At 72.5% G+C, this 19,323-nt stretch carries 16 protein-coding genes; 6 read left to right on the forward strand and 10 right to left on the reverse strand.

Annotation, left to right across the window (positions count from 1 at the left end; genetic code table 11):
- Nucleotides 1–2 precede the first annotated feature (2 nt).
- The 4 genes from ACWCYY_RS17635 to ACWCYY_RS17650 form a co-directional block, all read right to left on the reverse strand.
- Nucleotides 3–2,027 (reverse strand): protein meaA, encoded by a 2,025-nt coding sequence (locus tag ACWCYY_RS17635; protein WP_345290793.1) that lies wholly within the window; start codon nt 2,025–2,027, stop codon nt 3–5.
- Nucleotides 2,027–3,364: a crotonyl-CoA carboxylase/reductase gene (ccrA, locus tag ACWCYY_RS17640; RefSeq protein WP_345290792.1), complete on the reverse strand. Its 1,338-nt coding sequence runs from the start codon at nt 3,362–3,364 to the stop codon at nt 2,027–2,029. The genes ACWCYY_RS17635 and ccrA overlap by 1 nt, the downstream gene beginning before the upstream one ends.
- Nucleotides 3,365–3,706: 342 nt before the next feature.
- On the reverse strand, nt 3,707–4,618 hold the full coding sequence (locus ACWCYY_RS17645) for a TetR family transcriptional regulator (RefSeq protein ID WP_345290791.1): 912 nt from the start codon (nt 4,616–4,618) through the stop codon (nt 3,707–3,709).
- A gap of 194 nt (nt 4,619–4,812) precedes the next feature.
- The gene (locus ACWCYY_RS17650) at nt 4,813–6,588 is read right to left on the reverse strand and encodes a 3-hydroxyacyl-CoA dehydrogenase family protein (protein ID WP_345290790.1); all 1,776 of its coding nucleotides are present in this window, start codon (nt 6,586–6,588) and stop codon (nt 4,813–4,815) included.
- Nucleotides 6,589–7,028: 440 nt separating this feature from the next.
- Here ACWCYY_RS17650 and ACWCYY_RS17655 point away from each other — a divergent pair, with 440 nt between their 5' ends.
- The gene (locus ACWCYY_RS17655) at nt 7,029–7,721 is read left to right on the forward strand and encodes a maleylpyruvate isomerase family mycothiol-dependent enzyme (protein WP_345290789.1); all 693 of its coding nucleotides are present in this window, start codon (nt 7,029–7,031) and stop codon (nt 7,719–7,721) included.
- A gap of 67 nt (nt 7,722–7,788) precedes the next feature.
- Here ACWCYY_RS17655 and ACWCYY_RS17660 read toward each other — a convergent pair whose 3' ends face one another.
- Complete coding sequence (locus tag ACWCYY_RS17660) at nt 7,789–9,291, reverse strand: MFS transporter (RefSeq protein ID WP_449796555.1); 1,503 nt, start codon at nt 9,289–9,291, stop codon at nt 7,789–7,791.
- Nucleotides 9,292–9,392: 101 nt separating this feature from the next.
- The gene (locus ACWCYY_RS17665; protein WP_345290787.1) at nt 9,393–10,040 is read right to left on the reverse strand and encodes a TetR/AcrR family transcriptional regulator; all 648 of its coding nucleotides are present in this window, start codon (nt 10,038–10,040) and stop codon (nt 9,393–9,395) included.
- Between the two features lie 411 nt (nt 10,041–10,451).
- Here ACWCYY_RS17665 and ACWCYY_RS17670 point away from each other — a divergent pair, with 411 nt between their 5' ends.
- Nucleotides 10,452–11,792 carry a glutamine synthetase gene (locus ACWCYY_RS17670; RefSeq protein WP_449796534.1) on the forward strand — a complete coding sequence of 447 codons (1,341 nt, stop codon included), beginning with the start codon at nt 10,452–10,454 and terminating at the stop codon, nt 11,790–11,792.
- Nucleotides 11,793–12,144: 352 nt separating this feature from the next.
- On the opposite strand, the gene ACWCYY_RS17675 is transcribed toward ACWCYY_RS17670, so the two are convergent.
- The gene (locus tag ACWCYY_RS17675) at nt 12,145–12,795 is read right to left on the reverse strand and encodes a CGNR zinc finger domain-containing protein (protein ID WP_449796535.1); all 651 of its coding nucleotides are present in this window, start codon (nt 12,793–12,795) and stop codon (nt 12,145–12,147) included.
- Between the two features lie 133 nt (nt 12,796–12,928).
- On the opposite strand from ACWCYY_RS17675, the gene ACWCYY_RS17680 reads away from it, so the two are divergent.
- The 3 genes from ACWCYY_RS17680 (at nt 12,929) to ACWCYY_RS17690 (ending at nt 15,828) form a co-directional block, all read left to right on the forward strand.
- A complete protein-coding gene (locus tag ACWCYY_RS17680) occupies nt 12,929–13,477 on the forward strand; it encodes an HPP family protein (RefSeq protein ID WP_449796536.1) in 549 nt (182 codons plus the stop codon).
- Nucleotides 13,478–13,592: 115 nt separating this feature from the next.
- Nucleotides 13,593–14,231, forward strand: a complete 639-nt coding sequence (locus tag ACWCYY_RS17685; RefSeq protein ID WP_345290783.1) for an HD domain-containing protein — start codon at nt 13,593–13,595, stop codon at nt 14,229–14,231.
- A gap of 79 nt (nt 14,232–14,310) precedes the next feature.
- On the forward strand, nt 14,311–15,828 hold the full coding sequence (locus tag ACWCYY_RS17690) for a vanadium-dependent haloperoxidase (protein ID WP_449796537.1): 1,518 nt from the start codon (nt 14,311–14,313) through the stop codon (nt 15,826–15,828).
- A gap of 66 nt (nt 15,829–15,894) precedes the next feature.
- Here ACWCYY_RS17690 and ACWCYY_RS17695 read toward each other — a convergent pair whose 3' ends face one another.
- The 3 genes from ACWCYY_RS17695 to ACWCYY_RS17705 form a co-directional block, all read right to left on the reverse strand.
- The gene (locus ACWCYY_RS17695; protein ID WP_449796538.1) at nt 15,895–16,851 is read right to left on the reverse strand and encodes a transporter substrate-binding domain-containing protein; all 957 of its coding nucleotides are present in this window, start codon (nt 16,849–16,851) and stop codon (nt 15,895–15,897) included.
- An 11-nt stretch (nt 16,852–16,862) separates the two neighbouring features.
- Nucleotides 16,863–17,606: a hypothetical protein gene (locus ACWCYY_RS17700; RefSeq protein ID WP_345290780.1), complete on the reverse strand. Its 744-nt coding sequence runs from the start codon at nt 17,604–17,606 to the stop codon at nt 16,863–16,865.
- Between the two features lie 107 nt (nt 17,607–17,713).
- A complete protein-coding gene (locus tag ACWCYY_RS17705) occupies nt 17,714–18,583 on the reverse strand; it encodes a HipA family kinase (RefSeq protein WP_449796539.1) in 870 nt (289 codons plus the stop codon).
- Nucleotides 18,584–18,675: 92 nt separating this feature from the next.
- Between ACWCYY_RS17705 and ACWCYY_RS17710 the strand changes: the two genes are divergently transcribed.
- Nucleotides 18,676–19,116 (forward strand): SRPBCC family protein, encoded by a 441-nt coding sequence (locus tag ACWCYY_RS17710; RefSeq protein WP_345290778.1) that lies wholly within the window; start codon nt 18,676–18,678, stop codon nt 19,114–19,116.
- The last annotated feature ends 207 nt before the right edge of the window (nt 19,117–19,323 follow it).

Genomic DNA, 19,323 nt, shown 5'->3' on the forward strand with positions numbered 1-19,323 from the left:
GGTCAGCTGGTCGCGGCGGTCGAGGTCGCGGCCCAAGGCTGGAGCCTGTTGGCCAGCCGGATCTCGTCCACGATCCGGCCGATGATGGTGGTGATGCCGAAGTCCTTCGGGGTGAAGACGGCGGCGACGCCGGCGGCCTTGAGGACCTCCGCGTCCGCTGCCGGGATGATGCCACCGACGATCACGGGGACATCCTCCACCCCGGCCCGCCGCAGGCGGGAGAGGACGTCGGGCACCAGCTCCGGGTGGGCGCCGGAGAGGATCGACAGGCCGACGCAGTGCACGTCCTCCGCGACCGCCGCCGAGACGATCTGCTCCGGCGTCAGGCGGATGCCCTGGTAGACCACCTCGAAGCCCGCGTCGCGGGCCCGGACGGCGATCTGCTCGGCGCCGTTGGAGTGCCCGTCCAGGCCGGGCTTGCCGACCAGCAGGCGGAGCTTGCCGGTGCCCAGCTCGGCCGCGGTGGCGGTGACCGCCTCGCGGACGGCGGCCAGCTCGCCGCCGGGCTCGGCCGGCACGGCGACGGGCGCGCCGCCGACCCCGGTGGGGGCGCGGTACTCGCCGAAGACCTCGCGCAGGGCGAAGGCCCACTCGCCGGTGGTGACCCCGGCACGGGCGCAGGCCAGCGTGGCGGGCATCAGGTTGGCCGTGGTCCCGGCGACGGTCTTGAGCTCGGCCAGGGCGGCCTGGGCGGCCGCCTCGTCCCGCTCCCGGTGCCAGGTCTGAAGGGCCGTCAGGACGGACTGCTCGGAGGCCGGGTCGACCACCATGATGGCGGTGTCCAGGTCGGCCGTGAGCGGGCTCTCCTCGGTGGTCTCGTAGCAGTTGACCCCGACGATCTTGTCCTCGCCGGACTCGATCCGGGCCCGCCGGGCGGCGTGCGAGGAGACCAGGTTGGACTTCAGGTAGCCGGACTCGACGGCCGGGATCACCCCGCCCATCCCCAGCACCTTGGCGATCTCCGCCTCGGCGCCGGCCAGCAGCTCGGCGGTCTTGGCCTCGATCACCTCGGAGCCGTTGAAGATGTCGCCGTACTCCAGCAGGTCGGACTCGAAGGCCAGCACCTGCTGGATGCGCAGCGACCACTGCTGGTCCCAGGGCCGGGGAAGGCCCAACGCCTCGTTCCAGGCCGGGAGTTGGACGGCCCGGGCGCGGGCGTCCTTGGAGAGCGTGACGGCCAGCATCTCCAGCACGATCCGCTGGACGTTGTTCTCCGGCTGGGCCTCGGTCAGGCCGAGCGAGTTGACCTGCACGCCGTAGCGGAACCGGCGCTGCTTGGCGTCCTCGATGCCGTAGCGCTCGCGGGTGACCTTCTCCCAGAGCCGGGAGAAGGCCCGCATCTTGCACATCTCCTCGACGAAGCGGACGCCCGCGTTGACGAAGAAGGAGATCCGGGCGACCACCTCGCCCATCCGCTCGGCCGGCACCTGGCCGGAGTCGCGGACGGCGTCCAGCACCTCGATCGCCGTGCACATCGCGTACGCGATCTCCTGGACCGGGGTGGCCCCGGCCTCCTGGAGGTGGTAGCTGCAGATGTTGATCGGGTTCCACTTGGGGATGTTGCCGACCGTGTAGGCGATCATGTCGGTGATCAGCCGGACCGAGGGGCCGGGCGGGAAGACGTGCGTCCCGCGCGACAGGTACTCCTTGACGATGTCGTTCTGGGTGGTGCCGGTGAGCTTGGCGATGTCCGCGCCCTGCTCCTCGGCGACCACCTGGTAGAGCGCCAGCAGCCACATGGCGGTGGCGTTGATCGTCATGGAGGTGTTGGTCTGCTCCAGCGGGATGCCGTCGAACAGCGTCCGCATGTCGCCGACGTGGCCGACCGGCACCCCGACCCGGCCGACCTCGCCGCGGGCCAGCACGTGGTCCGAGTCGTAGCCGGTCTGGGTCGGCAGGTCGAAGGCGACCGAGAGGCCGGTCTGACCCTTCGCCAGGTTCTTCCGGTAGAGCGCGTTGGAGTCACTCGCGGTGGAGTGGCCCGCGTACGTGCGCATCAGCCAGGGACGGTCCCGGTCGGCGCCCATCAGATGTTCCGGAAGCGGTTGATGGCGGGGAGGTGCTGCTCGCGGAGCTCCTGGTTGCGGACGCCCAGGCCCTCCTGCGGGGCCAGGCAGAGCACGCCGACCTTGCCCTGGTGCTTGTTGTGGTGCACGTCGAGGGCGGCCTGGCCGGTCTCCTCCAGGGTGTAGACCTTGGAGAGGGTCGGGTGGATCTTGCCCTTGGCGACCAGGCGGTTGGCCTCGAAGGCCTCGCGGTAGTTGGCGAAGTGCGAGCCGACGATGCGCTTGAGCGACATCCACAGGTAGCGGTTGTCGTACTGGTGCATGAAGCCGGAGGTGGAGGCGCAGGTGACGATGGTGCCGCCCTTGCGGGTGACGTAGACCGAGGCGCCGAAGGTCTCGCGGCCCGGGTGCTCGAAGACGATGTCCACGTCCTCGCCGCCGGTGAACTCGCGGATCTTGGAGCCCAGGCGCTTCCACTCGCGCGGGTCCTGGTTGTTCTCGTCCTTCCAGAACTTGTAGCCCTCGGCGGACCGGTCGATGATCGCCTCGGCGCCCATGGTCCGGCAGATCTCCGCCTTGGCCTCGCTGGAGACCACGCAGATCGGGGTGGCGCCGCCGGCCAGCGCGTACTGGGTGGCGTACGAGCCGAGGCCGCCGCTGGCGCCCCAGATCAGGACGTTGTCGCCCTGCTTCATGCCCGCGCCGTTCTGCGAGACCAGCTGGCGGTAGGCGGTGGAGTTGACCAGGCCCGGGGAGGCGGCCTCCTCCCAGGTGAGGTGCTTGGGCTTGGGCAGCAGCTGGTTGGTCTTGACCAGGGCGATCTGGGCCAGACCGCCGAAGTTGGTCTCGAAGCCCCAGATGCGCTGCTCCGGGTCCATCATCGTGTCGTTGTGGCCGTCCGGGGACTCCAGCTCGACCGAGAGGCAGTGCGCGACGACCTCGTCGCCCGGCTTCCAGGCGTTGACGCCGGCGCCGGTGCGCAGCACCACGCCCGCGAGGTCGGAGCCGAGCACGTGGTACGGCAGGTCGTGACGCTTCGTCAGCGGCGAGAGGCGGCCGTAGCGCTCCAGGAAGCCGAAGGTGGAGACCGGCTCGAAGATCGAGGACCAGACGGTGTTGTAGTTCACCGAGCTGGCCATCACGGCGACCAGGGCCTCGCCCGGGCCGAGCTCGGGCAGCGGCACCTCGTCGAGGTGCAGGGACTTGCGGGGGTCCTTGTCGCGGCTCGCCTGGCCGGCGAACATCTGCTCCTCGTCCTTGTGGAGCGTGACCGCCCGGTAGGACTCCGGCAGCTTGAGCCCGGCGAAGTCCGCCGAGGTGCTGTCGGGGTTGAGGATCGCGTCGAGGATTTCCTTCATGGCTGCCTCCGAAGGCGTACCTGTGTGAGGGCGCACAGGGCGTCTGGGGGAGCCGGGAGCGGACACCGGCTTCGCTTGTCGGTCTGGGTGGGAACTGCTGGAAAGTCTGCGGGCTGCGACGGCTGGTGGTGTCGCACCTGACACGGCGCGCCGAGGTGGGGAGCCGCGGCGCCGCGCTGGTGAGCAACAAGGTAGTGGCACCCTGTGCCACTCGTAAAGACACCGCGTGCCAGGAATTCGAGTGAACCAGCACACGCTCCGCGGCGCCCGCCGGGGGCGTGCGAAAGGCCCGCCCCGAGGAGTCGGGACGGGCCTTCGAAACTGCTCTGACCTGCGGAGACGTTAGCCGGTGGGCGCGCTGAGGGCGGCCTTGATCCGGTCCACGACCTGCTCCAGCGGGGCGTCGGTGCGGGTGACTGTGATGAGCACCTCACCTCCTGAGCCGCCCGGGACGGCACCGAGTGCATCGGCCGTCATGACCTCGAAGGCCGGCGACGGTGTCACATTGGCACCGGGTGCCACACCGGTGCCGCGCCGCCTCATGCCGTTCGGCGCGGTGGCCCAGAAGGTGCCGCGGATGACGTCGAAGGAGTGGTCCAGCTGGGCCTCCACGTCGCCCGAGCCGCCGGCCCGCAGCCAGCGCCGCAGCACGTGGTTGTGGGCCGCGACCACGGCCGCCGCCGAGACCTCGGCCAGCATCGAGTCGTCGTCCCCGCCGCGCTGCCAGCCCGGCGGGATCTCCTCGGCCGCGTCGAAGCGGCCCAGCAGGTACCGGGTGAACAGCCGCTCGTACCGGGAGACCACCGCGATCTCCCGCTCGCGCAGCGCCGGGACCTGACGGATCAACTGGTACCGGGCCACCGAGACGCCCGGGGTGGAGGCGTACATCCGGAGCACCTCCTTGATGCCCCGGCAGACCACGTCCAGCGGGTGCTCCTCGGAGTCGGCGCTGGCCAGCAGGTCGGCCACCCGGACCAGGGTGTCGTCGTGGTCCGGGAAGATCGCCTCCTCCTTGGACCGGAAGTACCGGAAGAAGGTCCGCCGGGCCACCCCGGCGGCGGCCGCGATCTGGTCGACGGTGGTCTCCTCGTACCCCTGGGAGGAGAACAGGTCCATCGCCGCGGTCGCCAGGTCCTGGCGCATCTGGAGGCGCTGGGCGGCCGCCCGGCGGCTGCCGGCCCCGGTGTCGGCGGCCGTCCGGCCGCCCTCCGCCCGCTCCGGGGCTGACGTTTCGGATGACTGTTCCCGGTCCATGCCCGGAACGCTACACGTACCGGGAGGCCCTCCCGCGGGCTTCGGACGCCGCAGCGGCGGCACGGGCGCGGAGACCGCCGGGCGGGGCCACCGCCCGGCCGCCGCGCCGGGCCCCCAGGCGGGCCGGACGGCTCTCGCCGGGGCGGCCGCCCGGCCGTCCGGGGACGGTGCCCCGGCGGCCGGCTGACGGCCCGTCACCGGCGCACGTGGTCGCGGAAGCCGCGACCCGTCTTGCGGCCCAGGCACCCGGCCGCCACCAGGTGCTCCAGCAGCGGTGCGGCGGCCAGGCCGGGCTCGCGGAACTCCTGGTGCAGCACCTTCTCGATGGTCAGCGAGACGTCCAGGCCGACCACGTCCAGCAGTTCGAACGGGCCCATCGGGTAGCCGCAGCCGAGCTTCATCGCGGTGTCGATGTCGTCCACCGTGGCGTAGTGCTCCTGGAGCATCCGGACGGCGTCGTTGAGGTACGGGAAGAGCAGCGCGTTGACGATGAAGCCGGCCCGGTCACCGCACTCCACCGGGTGCTTCTTCACGCGCGCGCAGAGCTCCAGCACGGTGGCGGTGACGTCCGGCGCGGTCAGCACGGTGGAGACCACCTCGACCAGCTTCATCGCCGGGGCCGGGTTGAAGAAGTGCATGCCGATCACGTCCTGCGGCCGCGAGGTGGCGGTCGCGCAGCTGATCACCGGCAGCGAGGAGGTGGTGGTGGCGAGCACCGCGCCCGGCTTGCAGATCTTGTCCAGGGTGGCGAACAGCTCCCGCTTGACCGCCAGGTCCTCGGCCACCGCCTCGACCACCAGGTCGGCCTCCGCCAGCTCCTGGTACGAGCCTGCCGGGGTGACCAGGGCCAGCGCGGCGTCGCGCTGCTCCTCGGTCAGCCGGCCGCGCTTGACCGAGCGCTCCAGCGAGCCGGCCAGCTGGGCCTTGGCGGCATCCGCCTTGGCCTGGCTGCGGGCGGTGAGCACCACCTGGTAGCCGGCCTTGGCGAACACCTCGGCGATGCCGGTGGCCATGGTGCCGGAGCCGCAGACGCCGACGGTGCGCACCTCGCGCCCGGCCGGGCGCTCGACGGCGGCGGCGCCGGCCTCGGCCACCACCCTGGAGGAGCCGGGGGCCTGGTAGGTGTAGAAGCCGCGCCCGCTCTTGCGGCCCAGCAGCCCGGCCGCGACCAGCTGGCCGAGGATCGGGGCGGGGGCGTGCAGCCGGTCCCGGGACTGCTCGTACATCGCCTCCAGGACGGTGCGCGCGGTGTCCACGCCGATCAGGTCGAGCAGTGCCAGCGGGCCCATCGGCAGGCCGCAGCCGAGCCGCATGGCGGCGTCGATGTCCTCCCGGGTGGCGTACTTGGACTCGTACATCGCGGCGGCCTGGTTGAGGTAGGCGAACAGCAGCCCGTTCACCACGAAGCCGGCCCGGTCCCCGGCGGCCACCGGCTCCTTGCCCAGGTCGCGGGCGAACTCGGCGGCCTGCTCGGCCACCTGAGGGGTGGTCAGCACGGTGCGCACCACCTCGACCAGCTTCATGGTGTGCACGGGGTTGAAGAAGTGCAGGCCCAGCACCCGCTCGGGGCGGCTGGTGGCGGCGGCGATCCGGGTGACCGAGAGCGCGGTGGTGCCGGTGGCCAGCACCGTCTCCGGCGGGCAGATCCGGTCCAGCTCGGCGAACAGCTCCCGCTTCAGCTCCAGCTGCTCCGGGACCTCCTCGATCACCAGGTCGGCGGTGGCCGCGGCGTCCAGCTGGTCGCCGACCGAGACCAGCGCGAGCAGGGCGGTGCGCTCGTCCTCGGTCAGCCGCTCCCGGCGGACGGCGGCGGCGGTGGCCTCCTCGATCCGGGCCAGCGCGGTGGCGGCCTCGGCGGGGCCGGCCTCGATGCCGATCACCCGGCGGCCGCTGCGGGCCACCGCGACGGCGATGCCGGCACCCATGGTGCCGAGGCCGACCACGGCGACGGTGGGGAAGGGACGCTCCATTGTCCTGACTCCTTGTCATGGGGACCGCGCCGCCCTCCCCGGCCCGGCGCGCGGCTCGTCGTCGAGCGGCGGCCCGTGTGGGGCGGGGGAGGAGGGTGTGGCGGCGCGGAGGCGGGAGATGACGGTTGCGGCGTCACGCGGGCAGGCCGGTCCGCTCCGGCTCTGGCGTTGGACTGCCGTGGTTCTCAGGCGCACTGGTGAGGTGTGCCGGGTCCGCCAGGGTGCGATGGCACGGCGGACGCGGCCCCGCCGGTGCGGCTCCCGAAGCCCGGCGGTGGTGCGTGCGGGTCACTGTAGCGAAGTTACTTCCAGGTAGGAAGAGTTCCGAGGTGACAAGGCATCGGTGAATTTCCGCCGGGACGCGGCTTCCCCGCGCGCGGAGGGCGATGCTCGGCCGGTAGGCAGGGACAGGCGTAGGACACGAGAGTCGGGGACAGGACATGAACGACTTCGGCACGGCGGAGCGGATCGCCCAGATCAAGGCGGCCTCCGACCGACTGGGCGCACTGATCGCGGAGCTGACCGACGAGCAGGCGCGGGAGGCCACCGAGCTGCCCGAGTGGACCAGGGGCCACATCCTGGCCCACCTGGCCGGCATGGGCCCGGCCTTCGCCCGCCAGGCGGAGTACGCGCTGCGCGGCGAGCAGATCGCCGTCTACGACCGGGGCCCGGCCTCCCGCAACGGGCTGATCGAGGCCAACCACGACAAGCCGGCCCAGTGGCTGCGGGACGCCTTCGCCCAGGGCTCCGAGACGCTCTTCGCGGCCTGGGAGAAGCTCGGCGAGGAGGACTGGCAGCTCCCCAGCCCCTACCGGGGCAGCCTGCTGGCCACCCAGCTCTCCTACTGGCGCGAGGTCGAGCTGCACGCGGTCGACCTCGGCCTCGGCTACCGGATCGACGCGGTCACCGACGAACTGGCCGACCACCTGCTGCAGTTCCTCGCCGTCCGGCTGCCGGCCGGGGTGGCGGCGGTGCCGGGCGACGGCGGCCCGGCGATCGGCGACCCGCAGGCCACCGTGACGGTCCGCGGCACCCGCCGCGAGCTGGCCGGCTGGCTCTCCGGCCGCCCGGCCGCCACCGCGCCCACCGCGGACGGCTCGGCCGTCCTGCCGGAGATCGGCGACTGGCCGTGATGGCGTAGCGAAAGCACGAGGGCCCCGCCTCCCGGAAAGGGAGACGGGGCCCTGATGCCACGTCAGGTCAGTGCGCCATCACCGGGACGGCGTCCTCCTGCGCGGCACCGGCGGCCGGGGCCTCCGGCTTGCCGGTGTTGATCAGCAGACCGGCGATCGCGGCGGCCAGCACCATGATCCCGAAGGACCACCAGATGGCGGTCTGGAAGCCGTGCACCATGCCGTTCAGGCCGAACAGCTGCGGGTTGCCCGCGGCCTGGGCGGCGTTGTCCTTGAGCCAGGCCGTGGTGGCGCTGGCCGCGATGGTGTTGAGCAGCGCGGTGCCGATGGCGCCGCCGACCTGCTGCGAGGTGTTGACCATGGCCGAGGCCACGCCCGCGTCCCGCGGCTCGACGCCGTGGGTGGACAGGCTCATGGCCGGCATGAACGAGGTGCCCATGCCGAGGCCCATCAGCACCAGGCCGGGCAGGATCAGCGAGACGTACTTGGTGTCGACGTCGATCTGGGTCAGGATCAGCAGCCCGAGCGAGGCGAGCAGGAAGCCCGGGACCATCAGCATCCGGGGCGCCACCTTGGTCATCAGGCGGGCGCCGATCTGGGTGGAGCCGGTGATCATGCCCGCCACCATCGGCAGGAAGGCCAGGCCGGTGACGATCGGGGTGTACTTCAGCACGACCTGCAGGTAGTAGGTCAGGAAGAGGAACAGGCCGAACATCCCGATGATCGCGACGCCGAGCGAGGCGTAGACGCCGGCCCGGTTCCGCTCGGTGACCACGCGCAGCGGCAGCAGCGGGGCCTTGACCTTGCTCTCGACCAGGACGAAGGCGGCCAGCAGCACGGCGGCGGCGACGAACAGACCGATCGTCACGCCGGAGCCCCAGCCGTCCGACTCGGCCTTGGTGAAGCCGTAGACCAGGGCGACCAGGCCGGTGGTGACCAGCAGCACGCCGGGCACGTCGAGCTTGTTGCGGTTGCGGCCCTCGGTGGGCTCGCTGATCACCAGCACGGCGCCGGCTATGGCGACCAGGGCGAACGGGATGTTGACGTAGAAGGTCCAGCGCCAGTTCATGTACTCGGTGAGCAGGCCGCCGAGGATCAGGCCGATGGCACCGCCACCGCCGGCGATGGCGCCGTAGATGCCGAAGGCCTTGGCGCGCTCCTGGCCGGAGGTGAACATCACCGCGAGCAGGGAGAGCGCGGCCGGCGCGAGCAGGGCGCCGAAGACGCCCTGGAGGGCGCGGGCGCCGAGCAGCATCGCGGTGTTGACCGCGGCGCCGCCGAGCGCCGAGGCCAGCGCGAAGCCGACCAGGCCGACGATGAAGGTGCGGCGCCGGCCCCAGAGGTCGGCGATCCGGCCGCCGAAGAGCAGCAGCGAGCCGAAGGCCAGCGCGTAGGCCGTGATGACCCACTGGCGGTTGCCGTCGGAGATGTGCAGGGCGGTCTGCGCGGAGGGCAGGGCGATGTTCACGACGGTGGCGTCGAGCACCACCATCAGCTGGGCCAGGCCGATGAAGACCAGGGCTTGCCAACGGCGCGGGTCGGGCGCCGTGTTGGTTCCGGACAAGGGGATACCCACTTAGGTGCGAGAGCGTGCGAAAGACGAGCGGTGTGCTCGGGAAGAAGTCACGGGACGCGCTCGGGCTCTGCCGGGCGCGGGTTTCCGACGGAACGTCAGTGCTTGTGGCGCTTGAGGTCCTCCATGGCCGCGGGACGGCCGGGCAGTTCGGAGCGGGCCGGGGCCCGCATGCCGTCCAGCAGGAGCAGCAGGTGGCGGCGGGACCAGCCCTCCGCCGTGAGGCAGCCGGTGCCCGGCAGCGGCCTGGTCAGTTGGGTCACCGCGACAAGGTAGTCGCCGACACCGACATCGGTGCGGAAGACCCCGGCCTGCTGGGCCCTGGTGATCACCTCGGTCACCAGGGCCATCAACTCCGCACCGGCCTGGGCCAGTTCGGGATGGTCCGGATCGGCGTGCTCACTGACCAGCGGGCAGAGCGCGCTGATCTGCTCCTCGGCGGCGGCCATGGTGAAGCGCACCACGGCCTGGAAGGCGTCGGCCTCCTCGGCCATGGCGGCCCGGGCGTGCTCGGAGACGCGGCGCATCACCGAGCAGGCGACGTGGTGGACCAGCTCGCGCCGGTCGGCGAAGTTCCGGTAGACGGTCGCGTTCCCCACCCCGGCCCGGCGGGCGATCTCGTCCAGCGGGACGTCCGGCCCCAGCTCGACGAGGGCCTCGCGGGCCGCGTTGACGATCCGCTCCCGGTTGCGGGAGGCGTCGGCCCGCAGTCGTGGTGCGCTCGCCTCGGTGGCGGTGGCTGTCATCGGTCCAACTCCTCTCCGACCCCCGTTACCGGGGACGGATTCCCCGGATGTTCAGAACATAGCGTCAAACGGGGAGGATGTCCCCGGATATTTCGAGCCGCGGTGTGACCTGCGTCATGTCTGTCGCCGCACTTCTTGACAGGACACCGGCAGCTGTGACCGGGTGGCCCAGGGGCTGTCTCCTTGGTGGGGCCGGGCGGCCGCCGCCGGGGCACGCACCTCGACGCCTTCTCGTCGGTCGCCGATGCTCCGCATGGGCTCCCTCCTCGGCGGCGCCGATGCACGCACCCCAACGACGCCCGCTATCCGACCCCACCAAGGAGACAGCCCCTACCCGATGGAGTGGCACCGCACCGCCGGGCGAGTGACGCGGGCCCGGTGCCCGCCCCGCGCGCGGGCAGCATGAGCGGCATGAACAGCGCACCGTCGCGCGCCGAGCGCGCCGCCCGGGCCCGCCTCGTCGCCTCCCGGCTGACCGCCCAGGGCGTGGACGGAGTCGCCGTCAGCTGGGTGGACAACTCCGGGATCGGCCGGGTGAAGACCTTCCCGGTCGGGCAGTTGGAGCACGCCGCCGAGTGGGGGGTGGGGGCGGCGCCCTGCTTCGACGTCTTCCTGATGGACGACTCGGTCACCTCCAGCCCCTTCACCCGGGGCCCCGACGGCGACCTGCGGCTGATCCCCGACCTGGACCGGCTGGTGCCGCTGGCCGCCCAGCCCGGCTGGGCCTGGGCCCCGGCCGACCGCTACGCCCAGGACGGCACCCCGCACCCGGGCTGCCAGCGCCGCTTCGCGGCCCGGATGGTGGAGGACGCCGCCCGGCGCGGGCTGACCCTGAGCACCGGCATCGAGGTCGAGTGGGTGGTCACCGACGCCGCCGGCGCCCCGGCCACCACCGCCCCCGCGTACGGGCTGCACCGCTTCGCGGACTTCTCCGACTACCTGCGGGACGTGCTCCGGGCGCTGGGCGAACAGCAGCTGACGGTGCTCCAGCTCCACCCCGAGTACGCGCCGGGCCAGTTCGAGGTCTCGGTGGCCCCGGACGGGCCGCTCGGCACCGCCGACACCACCGTCCTGGTGCGCCACACCATCCGGGCCGTCTCGGTCCGGCACGGCCTGCGGGCCGGGTTCGCCCCCGCGCTCACCCCGGAGGGCGTGGGCAACGGCGGCCACCTCCACCTCAGCCTCTGGCGGGACGGCCGCAACCTGGGCACCGGCGGCTCCGGCCCGTACGGCCTGCACCCCGCCGCCGAGCACTTCCTGGCCGGGGTGCTCGACCACCTCCCGGCCCTGCTGGCGCTGGGTGCCCCGAGCGCCGCCAGCTACCTGCGCCTGCGCCCCTCCCGCTGGTCCGGCCCGTACCGCTGCTGGGGGCTGGAGAACCGGGAGGCGGCGCTGCGGCTGATCACCGGCTCCACCGCCGGGCAGGCCAACGCCGAGGTCAAGTGCTTCGACGCCACCGCCAACCCCTACCTGCTGGTCGGCGGGGTGATCGCGGCCGGGCTGGACGGGCTCGACGCGGGCAAGCCGCTGCCCGGCGAGGTGAGCGGCGATCCGGCCGAACTCGGCACGGTGGAGCGGCTGCCCGCGAGTCTGGACGAGACGGCGGACGCCTTCGAGGCCTCGGTGGTGCTCCGCGAGGCGCTCGGCGCCCAGCTGCACGCCGCGGTGCTGGCGGTCCGTCAGGCCGAGGCCGGGCTGTTCGCCGACCGGGCCCCGGAGGAGGTCATCGCGGCCACCGTCGGGCGCTACTGAGGCCCGGCCCTCCTAGAGCCTGTCTGACAATTCCCGTCGGGGGCGGTCCGCCCGGCACGCACGCTCGCCGCACGGCCGAAACGCCCAAGTAGCTCCGCTACGAGGGCGTTCCTGCCGCACGCCGATCGCACGCACCGAACGACCCGCCCTGATCCGACGCGAATTGTCAGACAGGCTCTAGTGGAACTGACGCTCCGTCGGAAGACCTACCTCCCGGTAATCGCCCGTCCGTGGCCACAGCTGACGGAGACCGGGTGTTGTCCTGGCCGCGACGACGGGGCGCTCCCTAGTGTCGTTGGTGAAGGAACGAACGCACACGGAGCCGAGGAGAGCGCCATGGGCCGCAGAGCCGTCAGACCGTAGGCCCGGCGGGTTCGCGCAGCCGCTTGCTGTGCCGGGCGACCCGTACCCGGTTCCCGCAGGTGGTGGTGCACCACTCCCGCCGCGCGTGGCTCCGGACGAAGTACAGGATGCAGCCCGGTGCCGGGCAGGCCCGGACCTGCTCCGCGGCCGGGCCGGTGAGCAGCTCGACGCCGGAGGAGGCGATCTCGCCCAGGGCCACCAGCCGCAGGTCGGGCTCGGTCCAGCGGGCCGTCGCGGTGCCGCCGTCGGGTGCGAACTCCAGCCATCCGGCGGCCAGTCGGGCGGTCCGGTTCACCACGGCCAGGGCCGGGTGCGGCGCGGCGGCGCCGGCCACCAGGGTGCCCGAGAGCTCGCGCAGTGCGGCGCGCAGCTCCAGGGAGCGCTCCAGGTGACCGGGGCCGGCCGGCAGGTCGTCCAGCAGGGCGGCCAGGCCGGGCCGCAGCCGCGCGCCGAGCCGGGGCAGGCAGGAGCGCAGCCAGTCGTCCAGCTCGGTGGGCTCGGTCAGGGCGTCCATCAGGGTGCCCCGGGTGCCGCCGTGCACGTAGGTCGTGTTGACAAGGTCGAGTGCGAGCGGTTCGCCGGTGAGGGGCAGTAGGTCCGTCGCCGTCCGGGTGCCGCGCTGCCGAGTCGTGCTGCTCATGAGCCCATCATGCCTCTCCGCCCGCCGCGTCCGGTCCCGGTCCCGGAGGAGGCGCGAAGGCCACCCTCCAGCTAATGTGTACCATGCCGAAAAGGCATTAGCAGCGTCTCGCGACGAATCCGAGGGAGTCCTCATGACCAACCTCTCCGCCCCGCCGGCGGCACCGTCCGCCGCCCAGCCCGCCCCCAAGGCGAGCCCGTTCGCCTCCAAGGCCCCGGCCCGGCCCGCCCTCTCCGCCATCGGCGTCGGCACCCTCGGCTCGGTGGCGGCCCTGGTCGCCCTGGTCGCGATCGGCGTGGCCCTGCACCAGATCGTGCTGATCCCGCCGCTGGCGGCCAGTGCCGCGCTGGTCTTCGGCGCGCCCGCACTGCCGCTCTCCCAGCCGCGCAGCGTGATCGGCGGCCAGCTGATCTCCGCGCTGGTCGGCTTCGTGGTGCTGGCCGTGGCGGGCCACTCGATGTGGGCCGCCGGGGTGGCCGGCGGTCTGGCGCTCGGCGCGATGATGCTGGCCCGCACGCCGCACTCGCCCGCCGCCGCGACCGCCGTGATCGTGGTGCTGACCCAGCCCCACACGGTGAAGTTCCTCGCCCTGCTCGCGCTCGCCACCGTGGTGCTGGTGGTGGTCGGCATCGTCGCCGGGCGCAGCGGCAGGACCGCCAGGTACCCGAGCTACTGGTGGTAGGCACCACCGCCCGCTGAGCCCCGTACCGCTCAGCCCCGTACCGCCGCGCACCACCCTGCTGTGCACCACCCCGCCGTGCTCCACCCGCCCCCGACCACTTGTGAGGAGCCACCTGATGGCCGTTCAGATCGCCGGCATCGAGATCCCGGACAGCAAGATCGCCAACGAGGCGACCGAGCTGATCCGCGAGGCCACCACCGACCTGGTGTTCCACCACTCCCGCCGGGTCTTCCTCTGGGGCGCCCTCCAGGGCGAGCGCCGCGGCCTCACCGTCGACCGCGAACTCCTCTACGTCGGCGCGCTCTTCCACGACCTCGGGCTCTCCGAGCAGTTCCGCGGCTCGGGCCGCCGCTTCGAGATCGACGGGGCCGACGAGGCCCGCAAGTTCCTGCTCGGGCACGGCGTGCCGGAGGAGTCCGCCCGCCTGGTCTGGGAGGGCATCGCGCTGCACACCACCCCCGAGATCCCCACCTACATGGCCCCCGAGGTGGCCCTGGTCACCGCCGGCGTCGAGCTCGACGTGCTCGGCATCGGCTACCACGACGTCTCCGACGAGGTCCGCGCGGCCGTCACCGCCGCGCACCCCCGGCCGGGCTTCAAGCAGCAGATCCTGGCCGCCTTCAACGAAGGCATCGCCCCCCGCCCCGCCACCACCTTCGGCAACATCAAGGCCGACGTGCTGGCCCACTTCGACGCGGACTTCGTCCGGCCGAACTTCGTCGAGGTGATCCTGCAGTCCGACTGGCCGGAGTGAGCCCCGGCTCGTGACGGCCGCCCCCGTGACCGACGACCGGTCACGGGGGAGACCATGCAAGGCAACTTGGAGAAGGAACGTGAACCCCACCAGCACCTTCCGAACCACCGCCCCGGGCCGCCGGTTACCGGCCGTGGTGACGGCGGCAGCGCTCGGCGCGGCCCTCCTCACCGTGGTGACCGGGGCCCCCGCGGAGGCCAGGAGCGACCTGGCCGCCCCCCGGCCGGGGGACAACGCCGTCCTCCAGTGGAACACCCAACTGCTCGACGCCCTGAGGACCGCCACCGCGACCTCCGGCAAGAACACCCCGCCCCCCGTCGGCCCCCGGGCCATGGGCGTCCTGAACGCCTGCGTCTTCGACGCCTGGGCCGCCTACGACGGCCGCGCCCGGGCCACCCAGCTGGGCGACCGGCTGCGCCGCCCCTGGTGGCAGCGGACCTCCGCCAACGAGCGGGCCGCCGTCAACTACGCGGCCCACCAAGCGCTCAACGACCTCTTCCCCGCCCAGCGCGCCACCTTCGACAAGAAGCTGCGCGAGCTCGGGTACGACCCGGCCGCCGCCCGGCCCGACGCCACCGTGGAGGAGGCCCGCAGGGCCGGCACCCCGGCCGCGGTGGCCGGCGCCTCCTGCGGCGCGGTGCTGCGCGACCGGCACGCCGACGGCTCCAACCAGCTCGGCACCCCGCCGTACTCGGCCGCGCCCGGCACCTACGTCCCGGCCAACCCGCCGCAGGACGAGAACCACTTCGACCGGGCGGCCCTGGTCCACCCGGAGCGCTGGGCACCGCTGGTGCAGAACGGCGTCGTCCAGCAGTTCATCACCCCGCAGTTCCCGGACGTCCGGCCGTTCGTGCTGAAGGACCCGGCCTCCTTCCTGCCCGCCCCGCCGCCCGCCCCCGGCACCCCGGAGTCGGACGCGGCCGTCGCGAAGCAGCTGGAGCGCAACGCCGCCCTGACCGACCGTCAGAAGGCCATCGCCGAGTACTGGATGTTCCCGGCGGAGACCTCGGGCGGCATCACCCTCGACTGGGCCCGCTACCTCTCGCACCGCGACCGGCACTCGCTGGACGAGGACGTCAAGACGCACTTCGCGCTCGGCCTCGCCGAGGCGGACGCCGGCGTGGTGATCTGGGACTCCAAGCGGACCTTCGACTACGCCCGCCCGATCACCCTGATCCGGTACGAGAAGTCCGGGCAGCAGGTGCGCGGCTGGGGCGGCCCGGGCCAGGGCACGCAGACCTTCGACGGCTCGCAGTGGCGCCCCTACCTGCCGACCCCGGCCTTCGCGGCCTACGTCTCCGGGCACACCGGCTTCACCGCCACCGGTGCCGAACTGCTCAGGCTCGCCACCGGGAGCGACCGCTTCGGCGGCTCCGCGGTGATCAAGGCCGGAAGCTCGAAGTTCGAACCGGGGCACCCCGCCACCGACGTGCGGCTGTCCTGGCCGACCCTCAGCGCCGCCGCCACCGAGGTGGGCACCTCCCGCCTCTACGCGGGCGTGCACTGGGAGTTCGACCACGAGGCAGGCACCGCAGTAGGACACCAGGTCGCCCGTGCGGTCTGGTCCGAGGCCCAGCGGTTCATCAACGGAGGCTGACGCACCCGGGCCTCGGTGACCCGGGGCCGCACCGCGACGGCGGAGCGGCCCCGGGTTCTGCCGCTCTCAGCTGCCGGGGCGCTGCTGCTGACTGCTCTTCGGACTGCACCACTCCGTGATGGTCTGCTTGGGCTTGTACGCGTGTTCGGTCAGTGCCCGGTCGCCGGCGGCCGACCCGAACCAGGTGCTGAACGAGCGGAACCACCGCTCGTCGCCCAGGTACTGGTCGAGTGCGTGGTCGATCTGCAGGCACAGGGCGCTGTCCTCGGGGCGCAGGGCGATGCCGTAGAGCTGGGGCGAGGACCCCGGGTCGTAGTCGATGTACCGGTACAGGTCCCTTCCCGGAGTGGCGATGCTGCGGCCCAGGAGGATGACCGCGTCCGACAGGAAGACCTGGTCCGAGTGGTCGCGGATGGCGGTCAGGCAGTCGTCGGAGTTCTGCCGGGGGATCGCGTTGAAGGGCTTGTCCCCCCGGCCCTCCGGGCCGAGGAGCTTCTTCACCGCGTCGGCGGCCGTGGTCTTCTCCACGTAGCAGACGTTCAGGTTCTTCAGTCCGTCGAGGTCCGCCCTGGTCAGCGGGCTGTCCTTGCCGACCATGATCCCGAGGCTGGTCTGCAGGTAGGGGCCGGCGAAGATGTGCGTCGCGTTCCGCTCCAGGGTGTAGGAGATCGTCGAGACGGCGACCTGGATCTTCCCCTTGTCCAACTGGGCTTCCCAGCTGTTCACGTTGATCGGGGAGAACGTCACCTGGCGGCCCAGCAGGTCGCTCAGCACCGCCTTGGCCATGGACGGTTCGAAGCCCACCGGCTCGCTCGCATCGGCCGGCAGCTGGCTCAGGTTGGGCTGGTTGTTCTTGAACCCGACGATGAGTTGGGGGGTCGGCGTCGACCGGCTGGGGCTGGGCGAGGCCGTGTTCGATGCAGGGGGGGAGGGACTGGGGTCCACCCGCCCCGTCCCGGGCCCGCAGGCGCAGAGCAGCAGGACCAGGACCAGCCCGTTTCCGGTGCTCAGAATTCTCCGCAACAAGTCGGCCGTCACTTCCCGGAGTTGTGGAACTTGGCCAGCTGGATGTACGCCGTCAGCTCGCAGTTGCGGTCCGGATGCACCGTCAGGAGCAGGTCCACCTGTTTCACCTTGGGCGGGATCCGGACGGTGACGGTGTCGCCGCTCCTCGCCTTGGTGGGTTCACCGGGTCTGTTCCGGTCCTTCGCCGGCACCACGTCGCCGAGCCGCAGCACGTCGAAGGTGGAGGCACCGCAGTCGCCGAGTCCGGGATACCGGTCGACCAGTGCGACGCTGATGTCCAGGCTGTTGAGGTTCTTCGGTACGGCCAGCCGGGCGGTGGCCGTGACGGTGGGCTCGTTCCGGTCGGCCGGCCAGTCGATCTGACTGGTCACGTCGACCGGTTGGTTGGCGAAGTAGTGCTGCCCCGCGATCCCGATCGAGACGGTCAGGGTGGTGGCCATGAGCAGCGCGGCGACCGCGTAGCCGGGGCGCAGCGTCCAGCGGTTGAAGGCGATCACGCTGCTGGAGAGCAGGGTGGCGGCGGCCAGGATGAAGGTGCCGGCGGCCAGGCCGTCGGCACCCAGCGCGACGGCCCGCCAGACGCCGAGGGCGGCGCTGGCGAGGACGAGTGCGGCGAGGACGGCGCCGGCCGATTCGCGGAGCTTGGACCGGCGTGCGGGGGTGGCGGGAGGTGCGGGTGCGCCGGAGGCGGGGCCGGCGGGCGGCGGTGGGGGAGCGGCCGGCCCGGAAACCCCGTTCGAGGTCGGTGGCATGGCCACGAGTATGGCGGCGGCACGGCCGGTGTGCACACGTATTCGAGGATTGATGAAGTGTTTGAAAAAGCCTACGCAGAACGGGTGTTGAGGAGTATGACGATCCGTCAGCGGGTCTGCGGCTTGCCGCTCAGGTCCGGGACGTCCTGCAGCCAGGCCGGGCGGCCCGCCCGGGTGGCCGCGGCCCTGGAAGCGGCGGTGTGCGCCAGTTGCTCGGGGGTGGGGAAGTCCTCCGGCAGCCAGGCCGCCGACTCGGCGGCCCGGGCCGCCAGTTGGGAGACGTAGGCCTCGCGCAGCAGCTCGGTGGAGTCGAAGCCCGGCTCGTCCGCCAGCCACTCCTCGGGCACCAGGGCGACCACCTCGCGCAGCAGCTCCGGGGTGACCAGCGGGGCCAGCGCGGCGTCGGCCGCCTTGACGTCCGGGGCGTACCGGCCGAGCGCGTGCTCGCTGAGGTCGTAGCGCTTGAGCAGCGAGGCCGCCGCGCCGGACCAGCGGTGGTGGAAGACCAGGCCCGCGCCGTTGTCGATCAGCCAGAGCTTCCCGTGCCACACCATCAGGTTGGGGTTGCGGTAGCTGCGGTCCACGTTGGCGGTGAGCGCGTCCAGCCAGACGATCCGGCCCGCCTCCACCGGGTCGACCTCCAGCAGGCCGTCCGTGAAGTCCCGGGCGCCGGGCAGGTAGTCCATGCCGAGGTTGCGCCCGGCGCTGGCCCGCAGGATGTCCTGGATCTCCTGGTCCGGCTCGTGCGCGGCGACGGCCGGGTCGAAGTCCACCAGCACCAGTTCGGGCACCCGCAGGCCGAGTCGGCGGGCCAGTTCACCCACGATCACCTCGGCCACCAGTGCCTTGTGTCCCTGGGCCGCACCCGCGAACTTGACCACGTAGGTGCCCAGGTCGTCGGTCTCGACGATGCCGGGCACGGAGCCCCCGGCGCGCAGCGGGTCCAGGTAGCGGAGAGCGGTCACCTCGGTCAGCACACCGGCCAGCCTAACCCGGTGCCCGCTGTGATTGGCTTGGGCCGGCGGCGGTACCGCTGCTGTGCGAGGGAACGGAAGAGGAGAGTACAGAGATGGGACAGGTGCAGGCCACCACCGAGCGGGTCCTCCCCGGGGCGGCTCCGGAGCGGGTGTTCGAGGCGCTCGCCGACTACGCGGTGATCCGGCCGAAGCTGCTGCCGGAGCAGTACAGCGAGTACGAGGTGCGGGCGGGCGGGCGCGGGGCCGGGACGCAGGTGCACTGGAAGCTCCAGGCCACCGAGAAGCGCGTCCGGGACTGCCTGTTCACCGTCACCGAGCCGGGCGGGCGCACCCTGGTGGAGACCGACGCCAACTCCTCGATGGTGATCACCTGGACGGTCGCCCCCGAGGGCACCGGCAGCAAGGTCACCGTCCGGGCCACCTGGACCGGCGCCACCGGCATCGGCGGCTTCTTCGAGCGCACCTTCGCACCCAAGGGCCTCAACCGGATCCACGACCAGATCCTCGTCAAGCTCGCCACCGAGACCGCCTGAGGGCAGCGCAGCGACCTCAGGGGCGCGAGGAACTGCGCGAGTCCGGAAGGCGGCCCGGGGCGAGGTCGGGGCACGTCAGCCAGTCGCCCGTGCTGCCGTTCCCCGGCGCGCCCCGCGGCGGAGCCGCCGATCAGCAGTTCCCCGCGCCCCCAGGGTGACCACTGACGCCCGCGCCCCGGGGTGACCACCTTCGCCCGCAGACGGCGG

It is taken from the genome of Kitasatospora sp. NPDC001664, from assembly GCF_053596675.1.

Excerpts from the sequence above, each read along its gene's own strand:
- ACWCYY_RS17635 (WP_345290793.1), bottom strand. The coding sequence starts at position 2,027 with ATGGGCGCCGACCGGGACCGTCCCTGGCTGATGCGCACGTACGCGGGC.
- ccrA (WP_345290792.1), bottom strand. The coding sequence starts at position 3,364 with ATGAAGGAAATCCTCGACGCGATCCTCAACCCCGACAGCACCTCGGCG.
- ACWCYY_RS17645 (WP_345290791.1), bottom strand. The coding sequence starts at position 4,618 with ATGGACCGGGAACAGTCATCCGAAACGTCAGCCCCGGAGCGGGCGGAG.
- ACWCYY_RS17650 (WP_345290790.1), bottom strand. The coding sequence starts at position 6,588 with ATGGAGCGTCCCTTCCCCACCGTCGCCGTGGTCGGCCTCGGCACCATG.
- ACWCYY_RS17655 (WP_345290789.1), top strand. The coding sequence starts at position 7,029 with ATGAACGACTTCGGCACGGCGGAGCGGATCGCCCAGATCAAGGCGGCC.
- ACWCYY_RS17665 (WP_345290787.1), bottom strand. The coding sequence starts at position 10,040 with ATGACAGCCACCGCCACCGAGGCGAGCGCACCACGACTGCGGGCCGAC.
- ACWCYY_RS17670 (WP_449796534.1), top strand. The coding sequence starts at position 10,452 with ATGAACAGCGCACCGTCGCGCGCCGAGCGCGCCGCCCGGGCCCGCCTC.
- ACWCYY_RS17675 (WP_449796535.1), bottom strand. The coding sequence starts at position 12,795 with ATGAGCAGCACGACTCGGCAGCGCGGCACCCGGACGGCGACGGACCTA.
- ACWCYY_RS17680 (WP_449796536.1), top strand. The coding sequence starts at position 12,929 with ATGACCAACCTCTCCGCCCCGCCGGCGGCACCGTCCGCCGCCCAGCCC.
- ACWCYY_RS17685 (WP_345290783.1), top strand. The coding sequence starts at position 13,593 with ATGGCCGTTCAGATCGCCGGCATCGAGATCCCGGACAGCAAGATCGCC.
- ACWCYY_RS17700 (WP_345290780.1), bottom strand. The coding sequence starts at position 17,606 with ATGCCACCGACCTCGAACGGGGTTTCCGGGCCGGCCGCTCCCCCACCG.
- ACWCYY_RS17710 (WP_345290778.1), top strand. The coding sequence starts at position 18,676 with ATGGGACAGGTGCAGGCCACCACCGAGCGGGTCCTCCCCGGGGCGGCT.